Annotated in this window: 22 protein-coding genes and 1 pseudogene; 4 read left to right on the top strand and 19 right to left on the bottom strand. The window is 58.4% G+C overall.

Translation table 11 applies throughout. The annotated features are described in order from the left end of the window. Positions 1-27: 27 nt before the first annotated feature. The 17 genes and pseudogenes from ACC569_RS07210 to ACC569_RS07130 form a co-directional block, all read right to left on the bottom strand. Entirely contained in the window at positions 28-396 is a 369-nt protein-coding gene (locus ACC569_RS07210; protein WP_372522830.1) for a DsrE family protein, read from the bottom strand. 220 nt (positions 397-616) lie between these two features. Further along, entirely contained in the window at positions 617-940 is a 324-nt protein-coding gene (locus tag ACC569_RS07205; RefSeq protein WP_372522829.1) for a chaperone modulator CbpM, read from the bottom strand. Beyond that, the gene (locus tag ACC569_RS07200; protein WP_372522828.1) at positions 921-1,883 is read right to left on the bottom strand and encodes a DnaJ C-terminal domain-containing protein; all 963 of its coding nucleotides are present in this window, start codon (positions 1,881-1,883) and stop codon (positions 921-923) included. The genes ACC569_RS07205 and ACC569_RS07200 overlap by 20 nt, the downstream gene beginning before the upstream one ends. A 258-nt stretch (positions 1,884-2,141) precedes the next feature. Continuing rightward, entirely contained in the window at positions 2,142-2,651 is a 510-nt protein-coding gene (locus ACC569_RS07195; RefSeq protein WP_372522827.1) for a hypothetical protein, read from the bottom strand. A gap of 129 nt (positions 2,652-2,780) precedes the next feature. Then, a complete protein-coding gene (locus ACC569_RS07190) occupies positions 2,781-3,362 on the bottom strand; it encodes an NYN domain-containing protein (protein ID WP_372522826.1) in 582 nt (193 codons plus the stop codon). Positions 3,363-4,035: 673 nt separating this feature from the next. Next, positions 4,036-4,275, bottom strand: coding sequence for a hypothetical protein (locus ACC569_RS07185; protein WP_372522825.1), 240 nt, complete (start codon positions 4,273-4,275; stop codon positions 4,036-4,038). A gap of 96 nt (positions 4,276-4,371) precedes the next feature. Further along, the gene (locus tag ACC569_RS07180; RefSeq protein ID WP_372522824.1) at positions 4,372-5,187 is read right to left on the bottom strand and encodes a short-chain dehydrogenase; all 816 of its coding nucleotides are present in this window, start codon (positions 5,185-5,187) and stop codon (positions 4,372-4,374) included. A gap of 247 nt (positions 5,188-5,434) precedes the next feature. Further along, positions 5,435-6,124: a hypothetical protein gene (locus ACC569_RS07175; RefSeq protein WP_372522823.1), complete on the bottom strand. Its 690-nt coding sequence runs from the start codon at positions 6,122-6,124 to the stop codon at positions 5,435-5,437. Positions 6,125-6,389: 265 nt separating this feature from the next. Then, entirely contained in the window at positions 6,390-6,770 is a 381-nt protein-coding gene (locus tag ACC569_RS07170; protein WP_372522822.1) for a cyclophilin-like fold protein, read from the bottom strand. Positions 6,771-6,890: 120 nt separating this feature from the next. After that, positions 6,891-7,628 (bottom strand): sulfite exporter TauE/SafE family protein, encoded by a 738-nt coding sequence (locus tag ACC569_RS07165; protein ID WP_372522821.1) that lies wholly within the window; start codon positions 7,626-7,628, stop codon positions 6,891-6,893. Between the two features lie 260 nt (positions 7,629-7,888). Next, positions 7,889-8,386, bottom strand: a complete 498-nt coding sequence (locus ACC569_RS07160; protein WP_372522820.1) for a FixH family protein — start codon at positions 8,384-8,386, stop codon at positions 7,889-7,891. Beyond that, entirely contained in the window at positions 8,373-10,016 is a 1,644-nt protein-coding gene (gene ccoG / locus ACC569_RS07155) for a cytochrome c oxidase accessory protein CcoG (RefSeq protein WP_372522819.1), read from the bottom strand. Before ccoG ends, ACC569_RS07160 begins: the two co-directional genes overlap by 14 nt. Positions 10,017-10,018: 2 nt before the next feature. Further along, positions 10,019-10,948 (bottom strand): cytochrome-c oxidase, cbb3-type subunit III, encoded by a 930-nt coding sequence (ccoP, locus tag ACC569_RS07150; protein WP_372522818.1) that lies wholly within the window; start codon positions 10,946-10,948, stop codon positions 10,019-10,021. A gap of 163 nt (positions 10,949-11,111) precedes the next feature. Further along, a pseudogene (locus tag ACC569_RS07145) lies at positions 11,112-11,255 on the bottom strand (cbb3-type cytochrome oxidase subunit 3); the annotation flags it as partial. After that, positions 11,252-11,872 carry a cytochrome-c oxidase, cbb3-type subunit II gene (gene ccoO, locus ACC569_RS07140; protein ID WP_372522817.1) on the bottom strand — a complete coding sequence of 207 codons (621 nt, stop codon included), beginning with the start codon at positions 11,870-11,872 and terminating at the stop codon, positions 11,252-11,254. The pseudogene ACC569_RS07145 and the gene ccoO, both read right to left, overlap by 4 nt. A 12-nt stretch (positions 11,873-11,884) precedes the next feature. Next, positions 11,885-13,309, bottom strand: coding sequence for a cytochrome-c oxidase, cbb3-type subunit I (gene ccoN / locus ACC569_RS07135; protein ID WP_372522816.1), 1,425 nt, complete (start codon positions 13,307-13,309; stop codon positions 11,885-11,887). Between the two features lie 138 nt (positions 13,310-13,447). Beyond that, a complete protein-coding gene (locus ACC569_RS07130; protein WP_372522836.1) occupies positions 13,448-14,047 on the bottom strand; it encodes a Yip1 family protein in 600 nt (199 codons plus the stop codon). 369 nt (positions 14,048-14,416) lie between these two features. On the opposite strand from ACC569_RS07130, the gene ACC569_RS07125 reads away from it, so the two are divergent. The 3 genes from ACC569_RS07125 to ACC569_RS07115 all read left to right on the top strand — a co-directional run bounded on the left by ACC569_RS07125 (position 14,417) and on the right by ACC569_RS07115 (position 18,265). Further along, positions 14,417-16,987, top strand: coding sequence for a heavy metal translocating P-type ATPase (locus tag ACC569_RS07125; RefSeq protein ID WP_372522815.1), 2,571 nt, complete (start codon positions 14,417-14,419; stop codon positions 16,985-16,987). 4 nt (positions 16,988-16,991) lie between these two features. Beyond that, positions 16,992-17,216 carry a cbb3-type cytochrome oxidase assembly protein CcoS gene (gene ccoS, locus ACC569_RS07120; protein WP_372522814.1) on the top strand — a complete coding sequence of 75 codons (225 nt, stop codon included), beginning with the start codon at positions 16,992-16,994 and terminating at the stop codon, positions 17,214-17,216. Positions 17,217-17,551: 335 nt separating this feature from the next. Then, positions 17,552-18,265: an AAA family ATPase gene (locus ACC569_RS07115; RefSeq protein WP_372522813.1), complete on the top strand. Its 714-nt coding sequence runs from the start codon at positions 17,552-17,554 to the stop codon at positions 18,263-18,265. 80 nt (positions 18,266-18,345) lie between these two features. On the opposite strand, the gene ACC569_RS07110 is transcribed toward ACC569_RS07115, so the two are convergent. Beyond that, entirely contained in the window at positions 18,346-18,561 is a 216-nt protein-coding gene (locus ACC569_RS07110) for a hypothetical protein (RefSeq protein WP_372522812.1), read from the bottom strand. Between the two features lie 376 nt (positions 18,562-18,937). Here ACC569_RS07110 and ACC569_RS07105 point away from each other — a divergent pair, with 376 nt between their 5' ends. Then, positions 18,938-20,215 (top strand): diguanylate cyclase, encoded by a 1,278-nt coding sequence (locus ACC569_RS07105; RefSeq protein WP_372522811.1) that lies wholly within the window; start codon positions 18,938-18,940, stop codon positions 20,213-20,215. A 76-nt stretch (positions 20,216-20,291) separates the two neighbouring features. Here the strand turns inward: ACC569_RS07105 and ACC569_RS07100 are convergent. Then, the coding region (locus ACC569_RS07100) for a serine/threonine protein kinase (protein ID WP_372522810.1) at positions 20,292-21,108 on the bottom strand (817 nt) is incomplete at its 5' end.

Raw genomic sequence — 21,108 nt, 5'->3', positions numbered from 1 at the left:
TTCATTGTTAAAACCGCGGGCACAGTTTCAGAAACTCAGCGTCGCCGCGCCCGCCTTGATAAGCTCATGCATCTTGCTCGAGCCGGTAATGACCACGCCCTCCACCAGATCCTGCTCGGTATAACCGCGGCTTTTCACGCACGGCGTGCAGGCCCACAAATTCCCGCCACGCGCCATGAAGTCGCGGATCATGTCTGACAACGGATCGAGCGGTTTCACCTGCGTCAGGTCGGCCGCGCGCTTGCGTGCGATATCGACCCCTGAACTGGTCAGGAATATGGATACTTTGAGCCCGGCGGTGATGCCGCCGCAGGCGATGGTCAGGCCCGCCGAGGAAAGTTCGTGATCGATGCCGTGCGTGATGACAACCACCAAATCGCGTGTGTTCTCCGCCATGGGTACACTCCTTTTCGATTATTTATCAGTCAATTTGCGCCTGGCCCACGAAGGAAGAATCGAGCCTGGCCCCGTTGATCTGGTTTCGAATATTAGCGAAAACTGTGATCTGACCCCAATTCTTCGTCTTTCGCAGGCTGAAATCAGTTATGCCTCAGCCTGGCCCCTTTAGCCTGAGTAACAAAGGGTACTGACCCTTTTCTGTTCTGCCGTTGAGTGGTCATGGCCGGCGCGGCAGTTGCGCGCTGAGGTCGCGTAGCTGCGCTTCGAGGTCATGAATGCGATTGAGGAGAGTCAGGGCCAAGGCCAGCCCCTGGGCGTCCAGCTCGAAGTCGGTTCGCAAGCGGCACGCGGTTCTGGCGGTCACGACGCAGTCCGCGCGAAAGCCAAGCGGCTCGGCGCCGGGGTCAACCGGTATGATGGCGCCGAAATCCACCAGCTCGTGAAGTTCCGCTTCCGAAAGACCCGACAGCCCGGCGAGTTCCGTCAGCGACAATTGCTCCTGCTCATCGAGCCACAGCACTTCAGTGAGTTCGACTTTCATTTTTAAGCTCCTGTTCGAAATGTCCGCGCGGATTGAACGTCGAGCCTTCCGCGAGTTGTTGGTACAGCGCGCGATCGCGCTCGCTGACCACGCCAGGGACGGCGATTTGCACGATCGCGAAAAGATCGCCTTCGCCCGCGCGCGGCTTGGGCAGTCCGCGTTTACCGAGCCGCAGCTTTTGTCCGGCGTGCGTTCCCGGCGGTACCTTGAGCCGGACCGGGCCACCCGGCGTCGGTACATCCACGCTGGTGCCAAGCACGGCCTCCCACGGGGCCAGGGGCAAATCGAAGTACAGGTCGTGACCGCTCACCCGGAACAGCGAATGCGGGTGCAGCACGATATTGAGATACAGATCACCGTTGCGCCCGCCGTTGAATCCCTTGCCGCCCTTGCCCGGAATGCGCAGCCTTTGCCCGTCCGTGACGCCTTTGGGGATGCGCGTCTTGAATACATGCGGCGCGCGATGCAACAAGCCCTGCTCATCGAATTCCGGCATGCTCAGGTCGAGTTGCACCTCGGTGCCGCGATACGCCTCCTCGATCGTGATGTGTACAGCGACTTCGTAGTCTTCCCCGGGCATCGAAATTTTGCCGTGGTCTTGGCGCGCGTGAAACCTGCCGCCGCGCAGGCCGGCGAACAGGTCCGACAGATCGATATCGTCGGCCGAGAAGTGCGTATCGCTGTACTGTTTCTGCCAGTCCGGGGGCGGTCGGAAGTCCTGTCCCGGCTGATAGCTGCCGAGCTGATCGTAGGCGGCACGCTTCTCCGGGTTCTTAAGCGTTTCGTAAGCCTCGGCGACTTCCTTGAATTTTTCCTCGGCGTTCGGTTCTTTGGAGACGTCAGGGTGATACTTGTGCGCGAGTTTGCGATAGGCTTTCTTGATCTCCGGCCCGCCGGCATTTTTTTCAATGCCTAAAATGCCGTAGTAGTCTTTGTATTTCATCAGGGTCGCCCGGAGGATGAGTGAGATGGAACGCGTCTATCATGCGCCTGGACCGAACGATGTCAAGAATACAGGTCCTGGTTCAGCGCCGTTTCGTGCACCGAGGTGGAATCAATGGGGCCAGGATCATTTATTTATCGTAATACACACTTATGCACCGCTCCTGCTCGCAACCATGTCAATCATGGACTCTGTCTATAGTTCAGTGAATCAAGTCGGGGAATAATCGAGCTTGGCCCTTTTGATCAGAACCGATAGTTAGGTTTTCTGTTTCTGAATCAAAGTGAGCGCTAGATTTCTGCCGCGCGGTGTCAGCCTGACCCTATCCTCGTCGAAGCGATAGATTTCAAGTAAGCCTTTTTTCTCAAGACTTTTTGATAAGGCGAGTAGCTCAAGTTTAGAAATACCGTCACTGTCCTGGCTTGCGGGATTGTTAAGGTCTAGCCAATCGTTTGCGAATTTTCTACCTATTAGGTCAAGCATAATTTCTTCGATCTGTGATGGTGTATTGAATAGTGGATGGCGAACCACCCATATACCAATACCACGAAAAAAGCGATACACAGGTATTACTGACCAGAGTACTAGTAATGAAAGACTAAAAATGAAGATACATAGGATGAACCAGCGCCATTCTTGAGGAGTTGGGTCGATTATTGCAGGAAGAATTTTCGAGCCCCAGAGCAGGATGGAAGACGTTATGAACAGCGCGCCTGCCAATATCTTGGATATTGTTATGTGCTTTATGAGATCGGTCAGCCACTGCATTTCGTGAACTCTCTCGGCTTACAGAAAACCTAACGCCGTGTTGAGCGGCGCGGGGAACGATACTTCAGAAAACGCGTCGTCGTTTCACCGCGTCCGCACGAACTAGATGTTAGGCGCACAATATTGGGGTTAAGGTTTTGGCACATGGCTGAAAAAAAAATCATCTAGGCCTTGAAATAAGTCCACGCTTGAACAGAGTTGCTCGTTCAGTCCGGAGCTAAAGGCTGACATCCAGATCTCCTTGCCGTGGCGGCCCACTTCCTCGACAAGGGGTAAATAGTCTCCATCGCCGCTCAGAATATAGAGCAGGCTCGCGCTATCTAAATGCGCGGCTCGCATTACATCTATAACAATATTTATATCGACGTTTCTTGTTTTTTGACTCTTGGATGATTTGTGGAAAATCTTTGGTAATAGCTGCGCCAAACCTGGCTGCACATCATCACTTGGATCGTAGTTGTAATTGAACGTTGTATCTGCAATCTGTGATCTGAGTTTAAATAAACGTTGCTGATCACCTATCGTACTTGTGTAGTAAGTGACCCGACCGATGTCCATACATGACCAAGTTGTGATTTCTTGGTGCCAGACGAAAACATCAGGAATATGTATTACATTCTTTTTTGGCTTGGCGCCAGCGGCAACCATTGCTTGATACCTCATAACGAGGTTCTCGCCATCAACAAATACAAAGGTTCGTGGGATTGCCATAAGTGCCTAACGATGGAACTCAGCCGCCGGCGTAGCCGGTCGGCTGGAGTGACTTGTTATGGCGCCGCATCTAACCCTGCGCATGTTTATTGCAGCGAATTTGTTTTGCATAGCATAACGGCTTGGCCAGCAGTCAGCCCGAGCCCACCGTTTTCGGGATGCGCCCACGCTTTCGCACAACACTGAATTACTTTATTAGCATCCGTCGCTCCGCTGCATAATGTGACAGCTTGCCCTGCTGTTAAGCCCAGCCCCCCTTTCTCTCGGCTCTCCCATGCTTTCTCGTAACACTTAATAGGCTCACTTGCAGTTACAGGGCTACTAATAAGGAGTAGCGCGAAAATAGGTATATGAAAAATAGTTTTCATTAGTGACTTCCTTTGCATGTGTCAGGACGAAAATGCTTCGTTAATCCGCTGCTGATCGATTAGAGTCGCTGACGATTGTTTTGAGCAGCAGAACTACATTGCGATTCGTGGTTATGCGCCATAACAGATGATATACGGACAATTCTGTCAGTATATCCTCGGAACAGATAGTGTCTGTCTGGACAATCTAATCACCTGATTGGTTAAGGAATTGTTCCTATTCGGTCCGTATAACATGGCCAAGATACAATGAAGTGTTAAGTATGGATGACATTCATATTCCGAAGCCATGGGAATGCAACGAACTATTTTCCGAATCTTCCGTCGGCACATGCCTCAAGCATCGAGATAAAGCCTTGGCGCATCAAGATATCAAAGTGCTCCTTTGATCCAGGACTATCAACTGTTGGGAAAAATCCAAGTGCATCCGTCGCATGTCTGGCGCCATTGCGAAACCACTTATCAAAGTCTTGCTTGGTGAAATGTCCATCTGAAGAATCAACGAAACTCTTTTTCCAATAGTTGTAGGCGTATTCAAATTCCATGGCATTGCTCCTCGTTGAGAAAACTTAACGCCGCGCTTGAACCGCGAGCGGAGCGATGCTGGCGAGGGTCGGTGTTGATGCGGTAGTTAGGTCGCGTCATTTCTCCTTTAACGCAGCTCCCAACGCAGAAATTCCCTTCGTTGCGGCGGCAATCTTCTTTTCGCGGGCGTGCCGCTCCAAATGTTCGTCAAGTATGAGCTCGATGCCGACACGAACTACTGGAAAGGCATCGAGACATTTCGCCTCTGAAAGCGTATGTACTCCTACGCTCATAATGCCGTAGAGAGATCGATTCTCAACAAGAAATTTTGGTAAGTGCTGCTTCAGCATTGCTATCTTCTCGTCCATCCGAGCATTTTCGAAAGCCCGCTCATCCCAGTCTTGCTCCGTAGCCGCTTGTTGTCGTGCTTTCTCTATTAGAGCTTCGAAGATGCGGCGCAAGTAAACAAATGCGCCAACCCCGACTCCATGAGAAGCAAGGCCGACCGCCCGCGTTAATTCTCGAAAGCCCTCGTCTCCCAGTACTGGGCGATACTTCTCAAGGTCCGGAATTGCGAGATCCGCCAGCGAGGGGTTCTGCCCAATCTTTTGAATGACGCCCTCATGCGAGTGGAAGATGAAACAAGCCTGATGATTCCGATCCCTTGAACACGAGAACCAGAGCACAAAGATGTAGTTGCTCCTATGGTGGTGCTCCTGATATTTCGGTTCGCCCATTCGGTTGAATACAGTGTGTCGCCCACAGCCATGGCAATAGCAGTCCAAGGAACCCTTGAAATGCTCCAATCCGAAGAACGGATTGGATGCATCCTTGTTGTATCGAAATCCTTCATAGAGTGGTACCGTCAGACAGAATTCCTGTGGTGACGGTAGTGGATCGAATACTGGCTTCTCAGATTTGTTTTCTGCCATGGTATTTCTTCTCTAACCAAGCCTGTGACCTAACGTAATTTATACGTCACATTCTGATGTATAACCTGGCCCCGTGACGTCTAACCTGGCGTGGAAATCGGGGTCAGAGAACAATTATTTCTAATATTAGCGGTAATTGTTCTCTGACCCCATTTTTCCTTATTTTTCCTTAAGCCTCAATTCGGCCGCCCGAAAAGCGCGTAGCGGTTTTTGGGTCGGTTGGAATTGATTGTTATACCGACAGTATTCATTGCTTATTAATAGTTCGCTCAATAACTTTACGTAGCTGAAGTACTTCATTCACAAGAAGTGACGTTTGTGTGGCGGTTGGTTCATATTTCACGCCAAATAGCCCGACACTGACAGCATGGCCCGCAGCCTTTCCGATGCCTGCCTCAAGTGATAGCTGATCGGTTTGCTTAAGCGTTACACCTGGTGCTGCCATATCTACAGAGAATTCGCCCGTTCTATAACCAGCAACAAGAAATTCGACCTCAAATGACTGACCATTATTTATATGCGCAATATCAAGGGTTGCGACATTGCGATTTTTCTCTAGATGCAATGACTGCCTATAGACACCAAGATCTCCGATATATCTACCGACGTGCGCTACTGCATTTGTGCCAAATGAAAAATGCAGTTTAATGTTTTCTAGCTCGATGTTCCCAGTATTCGCAACTTTTACTCGCAGTGTACTGAGATTTGTTTCTTCATTACCATTAACTAGTATCTTTAAAGGCACATGAAAACCTTCCGAAAGCTCTTGAAGAGATTCTTCTGATAGCAAGCTACTTTCATTAACCAGCGACCAACTGATGCGTTTTCGCTGCTTGGTAAATTTTTGCGCTAGAACAGTTGCGGCAACGCCTAGAGCAAACGTGACAGGCCAACCTATCATGGTTATCAGTTCTGGGGTTTTCAGATCAAAGGCCATTCGTTTCTCTCATTTTTTAAGGCATAACGATGATTAAACGGCCCAAGTACGGGATATTCAATATACCGTGGGCTGAAAATACCTGAAAACCGTTTGAGGTCAGTCATTTCGGCTGAATACCTCGAATGTGTTTCGCAGCAATATACTGCAAACCTACAGGATAAGCCTATTGAACTGCTATGTGACGGTTTAACGCATGTGTTGCATCGATCGGTTGAACCCACAGTCGAAAGCCTACATTCAACCCGAGACACAACGGCGGAACCTAATCTATCTTCTCCACCTTGATCGGCGCTCCTGCTTTGACTGATTTGAGCTGTTTAACGTCTCCCAGCGCCTTGCCCCAGATGTTGGTCGGTGACGCGAGGCGGATTTCATCGCCGCGTGAAACCGGCGTGCGGCCGAAACCAATGGCGATGGAATCGCCCTCGGTCCAGAACGCCAGCTCGCCGGCTTGCACCACGTCGCGCGCGTCGGCTTCCCGTTTCAGGTGCACCGGCGTCGAAAAATAAACCTCGTCGCCCCAGGTATTCGCCTTGGAAGTGAACGGCAGCGCGTTCCAGATGGCGTCCGCGGTCGGCGTCTTCAAGAGTTCGGCTTCGAGCGTCACCGAACCGATGGTCATTTTTATTTTTCGCGATGACATTATGAAGCTACCTCAAAAATGAATTGAATATGAATTTCCCCTCTCCCGCCGCCGCTTTGCGGCGGCTGCCCTCTCCCACAAGGGGAGAGGGGCGGGAGGGAGTCATTTTGAGATAGCGCCTCATTCTTGATTCTCCTGTGGCATGGGCTGATGCGCCGCGTGATCATGGCCGGCATGCCCGCCCGGTGCCGCCAGTGTATACACGCCAAAGAGCAGGATCAAAACTCCCGCGCCGCGTCGCACCCAGACAAGGCGCGCGACCTGGCCGAGCCAGCGCGCGGCGGCGCCCATGGCGAGCAGCATGGGCAAGGTGCCCAGACCGAAGGCGAGCATCAGCGCGGCGCCTTGTACGGCGTCACCCGAAGCCAGCGACCAGGCGAGCGCCGAATACACCAACCCGCACGGCAGCCAGCCCCACACCAGCCCGAGCGCGAGCGCCTTGAGCGGGTGATTCACCGGCAGAAACCGCCGGCCGAAGGGTTCGATGCGCGTCCACAATTTTCCGCCGAGGCGTTCCAGCGCCGTGAGGCCCGGCCACCAGCCGGCGAGGTAAAGCCCGAGCGCGATCATGAAACCGCCGGTGACGAGTTTGACGATCCAACGAACTTGCGCCGGCGGAGCGAGGCTCAATGCCTTGGCGCTCAAGGCGCCCAGCAATGCGCCGGCGATGGCGTAGCTCGCGATGCGTCCGATGTTGTAGGCGGCAAGATAAGGGAAAAGCCGGACGGGAGAGCGACGGATGTCATCGTGCAATCCGAGCGTGAGCGCGCCCACGATGCCGCCGCACATGCCGAGGCAATGCGTCGAACCCAACAGGCCGACGAGGAATGCCGAGACGAGAGTGATTTCCGTTGGCATCAGTGGCGACGCTGCTGCCGTCCCACCCTCTCCCCCACTATTCCCGCCGGGGCGCAGTTACTACATCTGCGCCCGTTTGGCGGGAGAAAGGTCCACCGGACCTTTCTCTGTTTCCGCCTCACCTCCCGCCCTGGCGGGAGAGGGAAAGAATCTCCTCTCCCCGCAAGCGGGGAGAGGGTTAGGGAGAGGGGAAAACTGTCAACCAATCTAGAAAACCTCAATAGTCTTGTAAATCCCGTCGATATTTTCGTTATGCACTCTTAAGGAAGCGTCGGGCGCATGACGAGGCGGTTATCGCCAGGCATGAACAGCGATCCGGTAAGACGCCAGTCCTGAGCGGTGAGCTGCACGTCCCAGTGGCCCGGCACGAATTCGGGCAACGGCGCGCGGTAAGTGCCGTCGGCGTGACGCGGCAGAACCAGGCTGCGATCAAAACCGGCGCGTGTGGCGTGCATCAACTTGAGCTGAATATTGTCGGGCAACGTTTTCGCCTGGCGTGCGGTCATCCGAATCAGCAACTCGTGATGCGTGGCATCCAGCTCCACGGTGCCGGTAAGGCCCTCCGCGGCGGCGGCCTTGTCCCGATCCAGCATGCGATTGATGGCCATGCCCTGCTTGTAGTAATCGTCTTCCACCATCCCGTCGTCGGAGCGGATCGCCAGCGTCAGGCCTACGAAGCCGACGATCACGGCCGTGAGCGGAATCGCGATCAGCAGCCACACGAACGGCACCTGATACCAGCGGTTAGTCTTTGTCATGCTTTCTTTCATGATTTTTTTCATGCTTTCCATCATGCTCTTCTTCGTGCTCGCGCTCCACTGGACCGAGGAAACGCGCCGTCTGTTCCGTGGCCAGTCCATTCTCATCACTCGCTTGCACGCGGAAATAGACCGGCGTGCTGCGCTGCGACAGGTGGTGCGGATCGGCCAGCAGGCTCACCGGCGCTTCCACCACCTCGCCCGCGGCCACCGCGATGTCGGCGTGGTCGGGGTGCAGCTGCAGTCCTTCGATTCCGTGCGCCGAGAGGGTATAACGGTGCGCCTCGTTGTCCATGTTCATGACTCTCAGCGTATAGGCATTCTCGATCTTTTCGTCGAAAGTCTCGCGATACAGCGCGTTGCGATCGTGGATCACGTCGAGCTTGAGCGGCACGCGCAACAATACGGCAATGACCAGCGCGGCGCCAATCGCCGTCAGCAGGCCGGTATAAATCAGCACGCGCGGGCGCAACATTTTTACCGGCTTGCCTTCCAGCGCGTTTTCACTGGTGTAGCGGATAAGCCCCTTCGGGTATCCCATTTTGCCCATGACCGAATCGCACACGTCCACGCACGCGGCGCAGGCGATGCAGCCGACCTGGAGCCCGTTGCGGATATCGATGCCGGTGGGGCAGACCTGCACGCACAGGGTGCAGTCGATGCAATCGCCGAGCCCCGCCAGTTTCAGATCCGCGCCGCGTTTGCGCGCGCCGCGCTGCTCACCGCGCGCCTTGTCGTAGGAAATAATCAGCGTGTTGCGGTCGAACATCGCGCCCTGGAAACGCGCATACGGACACATGTACAGGCACACCTGCTCGCGCAGCCAGCCGGCGTTGCCGTAGGTCGTGCCGCTGTAGAACAGGATCCAGAACGTTTCCCACGGCCCGAGCGCCAGATGCGCGACCGAGAAGCTGAGCTCGCGGATGGGCGTGACGTAACCGACGAAGGTGAAGCCGGTCCAGGCCGCAAACAGAACCCAGACGAAGTGCTTCGTGGTCTTTTTCAGGAGTTTCTCGCGATGGTTCCAGGGCAACTGCGCGAGCTTCATCTGTTTCGGACGGTCGCCCTCGATCTGGCGCTCGATCCACAGGAACACCTCGGTCCACACCGTCTGCGGACAGGTGAAGCCGCACCACACGCGCCCGGCGATGGCGGTAAACAGGAACAGCGATAGCGCGGAGATGACGAGGATGGCGGTGAGGAAAAACAGGTCCTGCGGCCAGAACGTCCAGGCGAACAGATTGAACTTGCGGTTGGGGAGATCGATCAGGAACGCCTGCCGGCCCTCGCCCCAGTTGAACCACGGAAGAAAATAATAGATACCGAGGGTGAGTCCCGCCATGGCCACGCGCATCGTGGCGAAATAGCCGTGCACCTCGCGGGGAAAGATGCGTTGGCGCTTGGCGTACAGCCCCTCGCTAACCGCATCCGCCTCGGCGATGGGGATGACGCGGCCCTGCACGGATGAAGTCTGGCGCCGGGGTTCGGTCGCCGGCTGGCGCGCCTTTTTTTCCGCCACGCGGCGCGCGACCTCCTCCTGCGATTCGGCTAAAGAGGGTATTCGCTGTTTTTCGTTTTCGCCGCTCTTGTTTTTCTCCTCCCGCTCCGGTTCATCGGTATGCGGTTTCACGCTCAATGTTTCTCCGCTCTATCCCCCTCGACGGGATGCGACAGGCTGTAGACGTAGGCGGCCAACAAATGCACCTTGGCCTCGCCCAGGAACTCGGCATGTGCCGGCATGCGGCCGGCGCGGCCCTTGTCGATGGTTTCCATGATGGTCTTCTTCGAACCGCCGTAGAGCCAGATGTTGTCGGTCAGGTTGGGCGCCCCCATGGCCGGGTTGCCCTTGCCCTCCGGCCCATGGCACGCGACACACAGTTGCATGAATTTTTCCTTGCCGGCCGCGGCGATGGTGTCATTCACGCTCCGCCCGCTGAGGGACAGAACGTATTCCGCCACGTTCGCCGTGCCGTCGGGCCCCAGCACCGCACCCCAGGCCGGCATGGCGCCGGTGCGGCCGTTCATGATCGAGGCCTTGATGATCTGCGGATCGCCGCCGTACAACCAGTCTTCGTCGCGCAAATTGGGGAAACCCGGGCCGCCGCCCGCGTCCGATCCGTGGCAGCCGGTGCAGTAGTTCACGAACAGGCGTTCGCCGGTCTTGAGCGCCTCGCGGTTCGCGGAGAGCAGCTTGAGGTCTTCCTTGAGATATTTTTCATACAACGGATTGAACTGCTTGTCCGCGGTCGCGATTTCCTTCTCATACTGGCCCTTCTCGGTCCAGCCGAGGATGCCACCGAAGGTTCCCAAGCCCGGAAACAGCGCCAGGTAACCTATGCCGAACACGAGCGTGATGTAGAACATATTCAGCCACCACTTGGGCAGCGGGTTGTTCAGCTCTTGCAGGTCCTCGTCCCACACATGGCCATGAGTCTTGGGTTTTTCGCCTTCTTTGCGCTTGGGGCCGGTCATCCAGCGGTTGAGCGCGAACATCCCAATGATCCCGATAACGACCGGGATAATAATGAACCAGTTCCAGAAGCCGCTCGTGAAATCAGCCATGCTGCTTCCCTCCGCGCGTAGAAGAAGTCGCGCGTAGCGCGCCCGGCTCCGATCTTACAGAACTCCCCTCTCCCGCAGGCGGGAGAGGGGTCGGGGAGAGGGTGGGGATGAGGGGTTCTCCCCTCTCCCCTTGCCCTCTCCCCCGAGGGGAGAGGGGGAGTAAGTGAGAATCCTCATCTTCTAAGGGCAGGCGCGCGGCCTCGTCGAATCCGCGCTTGCGCTTCGCGCTCCAGGCCCACACGATGATGCCGATAAACAGCACGAACATCAGCACCGTCCACACCGAATGTATGAGGCCGAAGTTCATCGCCGCACCTTGATCGCCGTGCCCATGCCCTGCAGATAGGCGATCAGCGCATCCATCTCGGTCTTGCCTTCCAGATCCGCGGGCGCGTTCTTGATGTCCTCCGCGGAATAGGGCGTGCCCGGTCCGAACTTGTTGAACAGCCGCATCTTGCGCTGGATCAGGCTGGGATCGAGCTGGTTCTTCGCCAGCCACGGATAGCCCGGCATTATCGACTCGGGCACCACGTCGCGCGGGTTCATGAAATGCACGCGCAGCCAGTCATCCGAGTAACGTCCCCCGACGCGCGCCAGGTCCGGGCCGGTGCGCTTGCTGCCCCACTGGAACGGATGGTCGTACACAAACTCTCCCGCCACGGAATAGTGGCCGTAACGCTCGGTCTCGGCGCGGAACGGACGGATCATCTGCGAATGGCACAGGTAACATCCCTCGCGCACGTAAATGTCGCGCCCTTCGATCTGCAAGGCGTTATAGGGCTTGAGGCCCTCGACGGGTTCGGTCGTGGATTTCTGGAAGAACAGCGGCACGATCTCCACCAGTCCGCCGACCGCCACTACCAGTACCGTGAGGATCACCAGCAGCGCGACGCTGGTTTCGACTTTGTCATGTCCGGTTGCCATGGGCAGGTCTCCTCAGTGCATCGCCGCGGCCGGGGCGGGGATGAACGCCTCGACGGGTTTGGCGCCGGCAATGGTCTTCCACAGGTTGAAGGCCATCAGCAACATGCCGACCAGGAAGAACAGACCGCCCAGGGTGCGCACGATGTAGAACGGATGCATCGCCTGCACGGATTCGACGAATGAATAGGTCAATGTCCCGTCGGTGTTGACCGCGCGCCACATGAGACCCTGCATCACGCCCGCGATCCACATCGACGAGATATACAGCACGATGCCGATCGTCGCGATCCAGAAATGCGTCTCGATGAGCTTCAGGCTGTAGATCTGGCGGCCGAACAGGCGCGGTATCAGGAAATACATCGCGCCGATCGAGATCATGCCGACCCAGCCGAGCGCGCCCGAGTGCACGTGGCCGATGGTCCAGTCGGTGTAGTGCGACAGCGCATTCACCGTCTTGATCGACATCATCGGACCCTCGAACGTGGACATGCCGTAGAACGATACCGACACGATCAGGAATTTCAGGATCGGATCGGTGCGCAACTTCTGCCACGCGCCGGACAGCGTCATGATGCCGTTGATCATGCCGCCCCAGCTTGGTGCCAGCAGGATCAGCGAGAACACCATGCCGAGCGACTGGGTCCAGTCGGGCAGCGCGGTGTAGTGCAGGTGGTGCGGGCCGGCCCAGATGTAGGTGAACGCCAGCGCCCAGAAATGCACTACCGACAGGCGATACGAATACACCGGCCGTTCCGCCTGTTTCGGAATGAAGTAATACATCATGCCGAGGAATCCGGCGGTGAGGAAAAAGCCCACCGCGTTGTGGCCGTACCACCACTGCACCATCGCGTCCTGCACGCCGGCGTAGATCGAGTAGGACTTGGTCCACGACACCGGGACCGCAAGATTGTTGAACACATGCAACACAGCGATGGTGAGGATGAACGCGCCATAGAACCAGTTGGCGACGTAGATGTGGCTCACCTTGCGCTTGACGAGCGTGCCGAAAAACACGACGGCGTAAGCGACCCAGACCAGCGTGATCAGGATGTCGACCGGCCATTCGAGTTCGGCGTACTCCTTGCTCTGCGTGATCCCGAGCGGGAACGAGATGGCCGCCGCGACGATCACCGCCTGCCAGCCCCAGAAGGTGAAGGCCGCGAGTCTGTCGCTGAACAGGCGTACATGACAGGTGCGCTGCGCGACGTAATACGACGTGGCGAACAGCGCCGAACCGCCGAAGGCGAAGATCACCGCGTTGGTGTGCAACGGACGCAGGCGCGAAAAAGTCAGCCACGGGATGTCCATGTTGAGCGCCGGCCAAGCCATCTCGGCGGCGATCCACACGCCGACCAGCATGCCGACAATGCCCCAGACGATGGTCATAATGGCGAACTGCCGTACGACCTTGTAATTATAAGTTTCCTGCGCGGCCATGATTCTTACGTTTTTCCTTGTGATTAATTAACGCTATCTAAATGCCGTTGTTCCGCGCTCGACTCCCGGGGCAACGCGGGAAAGCTACTATAGTCACGTCGCGTGCCACGTTGACACAGATCAAACCGGCGCCGGCTGCTAACCGGCGAAGACCGGCCCGGCGCCGATATCCCAAAGAATCACCGTCGCCGCCAGCACCGCCACCAGCGTCACCAGCCCGACCGCGAGCACGGCGGTGGAAAACAGAAAACCGCGCTCCTCCGGAATTCCCATGATGATCGGCACGCCGGTATAAAGCAGGTACACGGTGTAGCCCAGCACCGGCAGGCCGATCAGCAGGTTCAGCCATAGCATTGGATACAGCAGCATGATGCCGGAGAGATAAAGCGGTGTCGCGGTATACGCCGCCAGCGCGATGCACTGGGGCAAGGTCTGTTTGCTGCCGTAGGTCCGGCCCATCCAGTGGATCAGCTTGCCGATGGTGAACACCGCCACCAGGATCGTGAGGTAAGACAGGATGGCTATCGAGATCGCGCTCTCGGGCGTGAGCTTATGTACTTCGCGCGAAACCACCTGCCAGCCGACCTGGGTGGTGCCGATGTAACCGGCGATGGGAGGAATGGCGGCCAGCAACAGTACGTGGGAACAGAAGCATTTGCCGACCGTGCAGTTTTCCTTGCGTATCGTTTTCCATTCTGCTTCCGGATGGAACAACATTCCCCAGACGTGACTCAGGATCATGCTTTTTCTCCCACCTTCCGATATGGATCGCGCGGCCAAGTTTCCTGCAAACCGTCACCTACGTCAACGATGAGGAAAGCTAAGGAAGCTCTGATTAAGTCTCCCGTTCGCCCTGAGCTTGTCGAAGGGTAAACGGGAAATGCCGTAAATAAAAGGTGATTCGTCCGTTCATGGTTCGACAGGCTCACCACGAACGGAATTAATCAGAGCTTCCCTAAAAGGCCCAGTATTCCGTTAAGCCAAAAGAATCCAAGCCGGATACCCCTTGATCCGGATAATCGTTTGGCGTCGTGGTGAACACGCATCGCGCCGCCGCGGGAATCGGTTAGAATGATTCTGCCTGAATCGGGCATTTCGTCGACCGCCATGTCCATCCCTGTCGCCCTGTCGTCGTCCGCCGAAAAAGCCGCCACGGCAGTCTGTTTCCACTGCGGCCTGCCAGTGCCGGAGAGCCTGGACATCGCCGTGGAAATCGACGGCGTGCACCGGCCGATGTGCTGCCGTGGTTGCGAGGCCGTGGCACGGGCAATCATCGACGGCGGCCTGGGTAATTATTACAAGTTCCGCACCGCGCAAGCGCCCACGGCGCGCGAGATCGTGCCGGAATTCCTGCGCCAGACCGCCGTCTACGATCACCCGGAAGTGCAGAAAAGTTTCGTGCGCGTCGAAGGCGAACACGTGCGCGAGGCCGCGCTGATTCTCGAGGGCATCACCTGCGCCGCCTGCGTGTGGCTCAATGAACGGCACCTCGCGCGCCTGCCCGGCGTGCTCGCGGTGCACATCAACTACGCCACGCAGCGTGCGCGCGTGCAATGGGATGAGCGCCGCATTCACCTGAGCGATATCCTGCAGGCGGTGAGCCGCATCGGGTATCTCGCGCACCCGTTCGATCCCGGGCGTCATCAACAACGGCTGGAACACGAGCGCAAGCAGCTGCTGCGCCGGCTGGGCGTGGCCGGCGTCATGAGCATGCAGGTGATGATCCTGGCCGAGGCGCTGTACGTCGGCGGGTGGGTGGAAACCGAAACGCAGTACCGCGTTTTTTTTCACTGGATCAGCCTGCTGCTGACGCTGCCGGTGCTGCTGTATTCGGCGCTGCCTTTTTTCGCTTCGGCGTGGCGCGATCTGACGCACGCACAGGCGGGAATGGACGTGCCGGTTTCGTTCGGCATACTCACCGCCTTCGTGGCCAGCGTCTGGGCCACCATTACCGGTCAGGGTGCGGTCTATTACGACTCGGTCACGATGTTCGTGTTTTTTCTGCTGAGCGGAAGGTATTTCGAAGCCGCGGCGCGCAAGCGCGCCACGGAAGCCTCCGAGGCGCTGGTGCGGGCCACGCCCGCTTCGGCCACGCGTCTTATCTACTCCCTCTCCCCCGCCACCCCTCTCCCTTACCCTCTCCCCGCAAGCGGGGAGAGGGTAAAATATATTGTGACCGAGGAAACCGTGGCCGCCGCGGAATTGCGGCCGGGCGACCGGGTGCGCATCCGTCCCGGCGAGCACATTCCGGCCGACGGCGTCGTGCTGGAGGGCCAATCGAGCGTGAACGAGTCGCTGCTCACCGGCGAAAGCCTGCCGGTCAACAAATCACCGGGGCAAACACTGATCGGCGGGTCGATCAACATCGAAAGCCCGCTGGTGGCGCGGGTTGAAAAAACCGGACCGGACACGGTGCTCTCGTCCATCCTGCGGCTGCTGGACCGCGCCGTCGCGGAAAAACCGCGCATGGCGCAACTGGCCGACCGCGTCGCCGGCGGGTTCGTGGTCGCGGTGCTACTGCTCGCGGGCCTCGTGGCGCTTTACTGGTGGCAACAGGATTCACCGCTGTGGCTGTCCGCCACCATCGCCGTGCTGGTGATCACCTGCCCCTGCGCGCTGTCGCTCGCCACCCCCGCCGCCATCACCGCCGCCACCGGACAGCTCACGCGCCTGGGCCTGCTGGTGACGCGCGGTCACGCGCTGGAGACGCTCGCCCGCGCCACCCATTTCATTTTCGACAAGACCGGCACGCTTACGCGCGGACGGCTGCGGCTGCTGGAAACCCGGACGCTTTCGCAACTGACCGGCGCGGAATGTCTGCGCCGCGCGAGCGCCCTCGAATACCACTCCGAGCATCCGATCGCGCGCGCGCTAATCGAGGCAACCGAGCCCGGCGGGCCCGGGGCCACGGACGTGGTCAACACCCCCGGCGCCGGCATGCGCGGCGTGGTCGATGGCCAGATATTTTTTCTCGGTACCCCCGCCTACATCCAGGAACAGGCCGGCCTCGCCGCAGACCCCGGAATGCTGCGGGAACTCCGGCGGCGCGGCGATACCGTGGTGCTGCTTGCCGGGCGCGAGGCCCTGCACGCCGCCTTTGTGCTCAGCGACGAGCTGCGGCCCGGCGCGCGTGAGCTGATCGCTGAACTCAAACGCCAGGGCAAGACGGTCATGCTGCTCACCGGCGATCATGAAACTGCCGCGCGGCGCGTGGCGAACAGTCTGGGCATTGAAGATCTGGCCTGGGATCTGCGGCCCGGCGACAAGCTCGAGCGGGTCAGGGCCTTGCAACAACAGGGCGCCATAGTCGCCATGGTCGGTGACGGCGTGAACGACGCTCCGGTATTGGCCGCGGCCCAGGTCTCCATCGCCATGGGCGGCGGCACGGCGGTGGCGGCCGCGAGCGCCGACATGATTCTGCTGTCGCAGAAATTACCGCACCTGGCCGACGGCCTGGCCGTGGCGCGCCGCACGCTCGCCATCATCCGCCAGAATCTGGTGTGGGCGGTGGTTTACAACCTGCTGGCCATTCCCGCCGCCGCGGCCGGCTATGTCACGCCGTGGATGGCGGCGCTCGGGATGTCGGCCAGCTCGCTGCTGGTGGTGGCCAATGCCCTGCGTCTCACCCGTCACTCCCACCGGGAGTTGGCGGTGCCCGTGGCGGCGGTTCCGGGTTAGACCCATGGAGATTCTTTATCTGCTCGTGCCGCTGGCCGTGCTCCTGGCCGGGGTGATCGTCTGGGCGTTTCTGTGGTCCATCCGCTCCGGGCAGTTCGACGACCTGGAAGGACCGGCACACCGGATACTGATGGACGAGGACGAACCGCCCCACCGCCAGCCGGACCATCCACCCGGACCGAAAAAGCCGCCCCGCCGCCGCGGAAAGAACGGCCGCGGCGCGCGCTGAGCCGGTAGAGGTTTCCGGCGCGCTGGAATAGACTTATGGCGCTCTGTAGCCGGAGAAGTGCGGCATGGATGCCGCGTCTACAGACCGAAGGATGGAAAGATCAAGAACACAAACAAGCACAGCTCATCAAATGACAAGACGAGCGAAGCAGGTCGAAATTAAGGAAGCTCTGATTAATTCCGTTCGTGGTGAGCTTGTCGAACCACGAACGGGCGAAACCCCAATCCGTCCAATCGCTTCCCGTTCACCCTTCGACAGGCTCAGGGCGAACGGGAGAATTAATCAGAGCTTCCTTGAATACGCGCCACCCGTGACCCCACCCTCAAGGAGAGACCATGCGCAAGATCATGCTGCTTAACGCCAAAGGCGGCTGCGGGAAGAGCACGCTCGCGACCAATCTCGCGAGTTATTACGCGGCACAGGGAAAATCGGTGGTGATCGCGGACTTCGACCGGCAGGGATCGAGCATGGAATGGCTCGAGGCGCGTCCGCAGGACCGTCCGCCGATTCGCGGCATCGCCGCGTGGCGCGAGCCCCTGCGCGTGCCGCGTTCCACGGATTACGTCATCATGGATGTACCGGCTGGAGCCCACGGCCCGGACCTGACGGCGCTGGTGCGCCGCGCGCAGACGGTAATCATCCCGGTGCTGCCCTCGCCGACCGACATCCGCGCCGCCGCGCATTTCATTCACGAGGCTTTGCTGGTCGGGAAAATCGTGCGGAACGAGACGCGCCTGGCGGTGGTCGCCAACCGCGTGCACGAAAACACCTCGATCCAGAACACCATGGAAAGCGTGCTGAACCGCATGAGCATTTCCTACAGCACGCTCAACACCCAGATCTATCACAACCTCGAGCGGTTTCTCTCGCGCCTGCGGATTCCGTTTATCGCCACCCTGCGCGAGAGCCAGAACTATCTGGTGGCGGACGCGCGCGGGCTGGGAATCTTCGACCTCCACCGCTCGCAGGTCACGCGCGATACCGAGCAGTGGGAACCGCTGCTCAAGTGGCTCGAGAGCAAGCGCAGCATCCCCGAACCGGCAACGTAACAGCCCTTTCCGTCGTGCCTATCACGCGTCACTTCGTGTCACAGGCATCGGACGGATCCGGAGCGCAGGCAAACCGCACGTCACTTCTCGGTGCCCATCCTCGCCGGGTTATCCAGGTTGGTGGTGAAATCCTCGCCCGGATGCTCGGTCTGGATCTCAAGGTACGCTTTCTTGTTGTCCTCGTTCTCAAAATAGATTTTGAGCGCTCCCTCCCCTTTTCCCTCGATGACGAACGGGCGGCCCTCGGGATTGTTGATGTCGGCCCCGGAAATGGGATCGGTTGTCGAAATACGCATAGCGTGCTCCTTTACTTGAAATAAAATAAACAAACCATGCAGAACTGCATCATTATCGGCACCTATACACCTACTCCCGTCGTCCAGGTCTGTCAATGACAAGCCTCAGAACCTGAATTGTTTTTCATTAACAGAATGTTATACCGGCGGATATTTTTCCATCCGAACCGGGCGGCGAAACAACGCGCAACATCATGGGTCTATACAAAGAAACGGCAGGGGTGGCATGATGTGCGGCACATAAGGATTTCCGGATAATGAAGCCCTACACGCTGCATTCAAATGACAGGACCGGGAAAATAACAACCCATCGGGAATGTTCAAGCAGATTCATGCCGCCGCAACAATCGCGGACAACGGCGAGGGACCATATCGGGTGAATCTGTTTTCCTTCAAAAATCTGTCGCTGCGAACCCGTCTTCTGGTCACCATGGGCGTCGTTTTCATCCCACTCGTCGTGGTAGCGATCGGTTCGGGCATTTTTCTGCAACACGCGGCCGAGCAGTTCAACCGGCTGACGGAGCAACCCGTCTATAAACTCCAGACAACCTCGCGGCTGCAAAACCAGATCCGCAGCGCCCACGCGCTGGTAAATAATTACGCGAGCACGCAGAGATACGTTCTACGCGAGCAGTTCAAATCCGAAGCGCAGGCCACGGAAAATGCCTTTGTCGAGATTCTGGCAAAACCTTTCCTCGGGCCACAGGAATACACGCTGCTGGCCAATGCCCGGCGGGAATGGCAGGACAGCGTTGTGCTCGCTAACCGCATCTTTACCTCAACCGCGCCCAAAGCGGCGCTTTACCAGATGGACCAGAGCGTGAATCAGATCATGTTCACCCTGGATCAGATTTACGATGCCTACTACAGCGAGATCAGCGCACAACGCTCGCAAATCAACGAAGCGGAAAGCCGTTTTCTGCTGATAATTGCCGCCGCGATCGGCTTCGGGCTGGTCAGTGCCGTGGCGGGGGCGATGTGGCTCGCGCGTTCGGTGCTGGTGCCGCTGCGCGAATTCGAAAAAGGCATGACGCATTTCACGAACGACAATCTCACCTACCGGCTGGATCTGAATCACAACGATGAAATCGGCCGGCTGGCGCGCGACTTCAACACCATGGCCGAGAGCCTGATGGAGCACAAGACCCAGCTGGAAGAATTGTCCAGCCGTGACGGGCTGACCGGTCTATACAACCGCCGGGAATTCGAAGACCGATTGCGCGAAGAGACGCAGCGAGCACGGCGTTACGGCAAGTCCTTGTCCGTGATAATTCTGGACATCGACCACTTCAAGAACGTCAACGATCGCTATGGACATCAGGCCGGCGATGAAACGCTGATCGCCGTCGCGGACCTGATCCGTCTGAGCGCCCGCCCCATGGACGCGGTGTGTCGCTACGGCGGCGAGGAACTGGCCGTGATCCTGCCCGAGACGGATGCCAGCGGCGCCGCTATCTTGGCCGAGCGCATCCGCGCCAGCGTCGCCGAGTCACTCACCATTACCCCTCAGGGAGTCGAGATCCAGGTCACGGTCAGTATCGGCTTTGCCGCCTTTCCTCAGGATGGCGACACCGGCCCCGGACTCGTCAAGGCCGCCGACGAAGCGCTATATGCCGCCAAACAGGAGGGCCGCAATCTCGTGCGCAGCCATTAGCGAAAGATGCAACCCCAACAAAAATCCCGCTGACGCGGGTTTTTTGTTGGGGGGACAATCGCTCGATTTGTGGCCGCTAATTTTCCTGGCCGCCCCGCAGCAGACGCAGGCGCTGTTCCGCGGCGGTAATCTCGTCGCCGGAAAGATCGCCCTTCAGGCGACCGAGCGACTCGCGCGCCGGCTCGCTGCCGGAAGCGGCCGCCACGCTGTACCAGACATAAGCACCGATTCGATTTTGCGTAACGCCGCGACCGCTTTCATACATCCGCGCGATGGTGAGTTGCGCGTTGTGATCTCCGCTGAGGGCCGCCCGGCGGGTCCAGAAAAACGCCTTGCGTTCGTCGCGCGCGCGTTCGGGGCCATCGAGGTACAAGCGGCCGACGCGCTCCTGCGCCGCCGCATCGCCCTGCTTCGCGGCCTGGAACAACTTGACCAATTCCTCCGGGACCTGACGCTGATCTTGAAAATCCGTGGACGCCGACTCCGTCTGAAACGGCGCCGCCGGTTGTGGCGAGGAGCTTGCCTGCTTCACGGTCTTGTGCACCACTACGACCGCCAACAGGGCGACGACCGAAATCGCCGCCAGCTTTTGCCAGCGTGGCGCACTTCTTCGGGATGACTCGCTCGGCGGCGTCAGCGCACGCTGCAGTTCGGCGGCGCTGGCGAAGCGCCGTGACGGTTCCTTCTCCAGGCAACGCATCACGATCGCTTCAAGATGCGGCGGCGTGGCCGACAGCAACTGGCGCGGCGGAACCGGACGTTCCTTGATCTGCTTGAGCGCGACTTCCACCGGCGTGGCGCCGGCGAACGCCCGGCGGCCGGTCAGGCATTCGTACAGAATGAGGCCCAACGCGTAGAGATCGGTGCGCTGATCGACGGCCTTGCCCTGCGAC

It is taken from the genome of Sulfuricaulis sp. (assembly GCF_041499725.1).
Classification (GTDB): Bacteria; Pseudomonadota; Gammaproteobacteria; order Acidiferrobacterales; family Sulfurifustaceae; genus Sulfuricaulis.
Note: the sequence above shows the minus strand (reverse complement) of the source record. Positions and strands in the feature narration are given on the sequence as shown.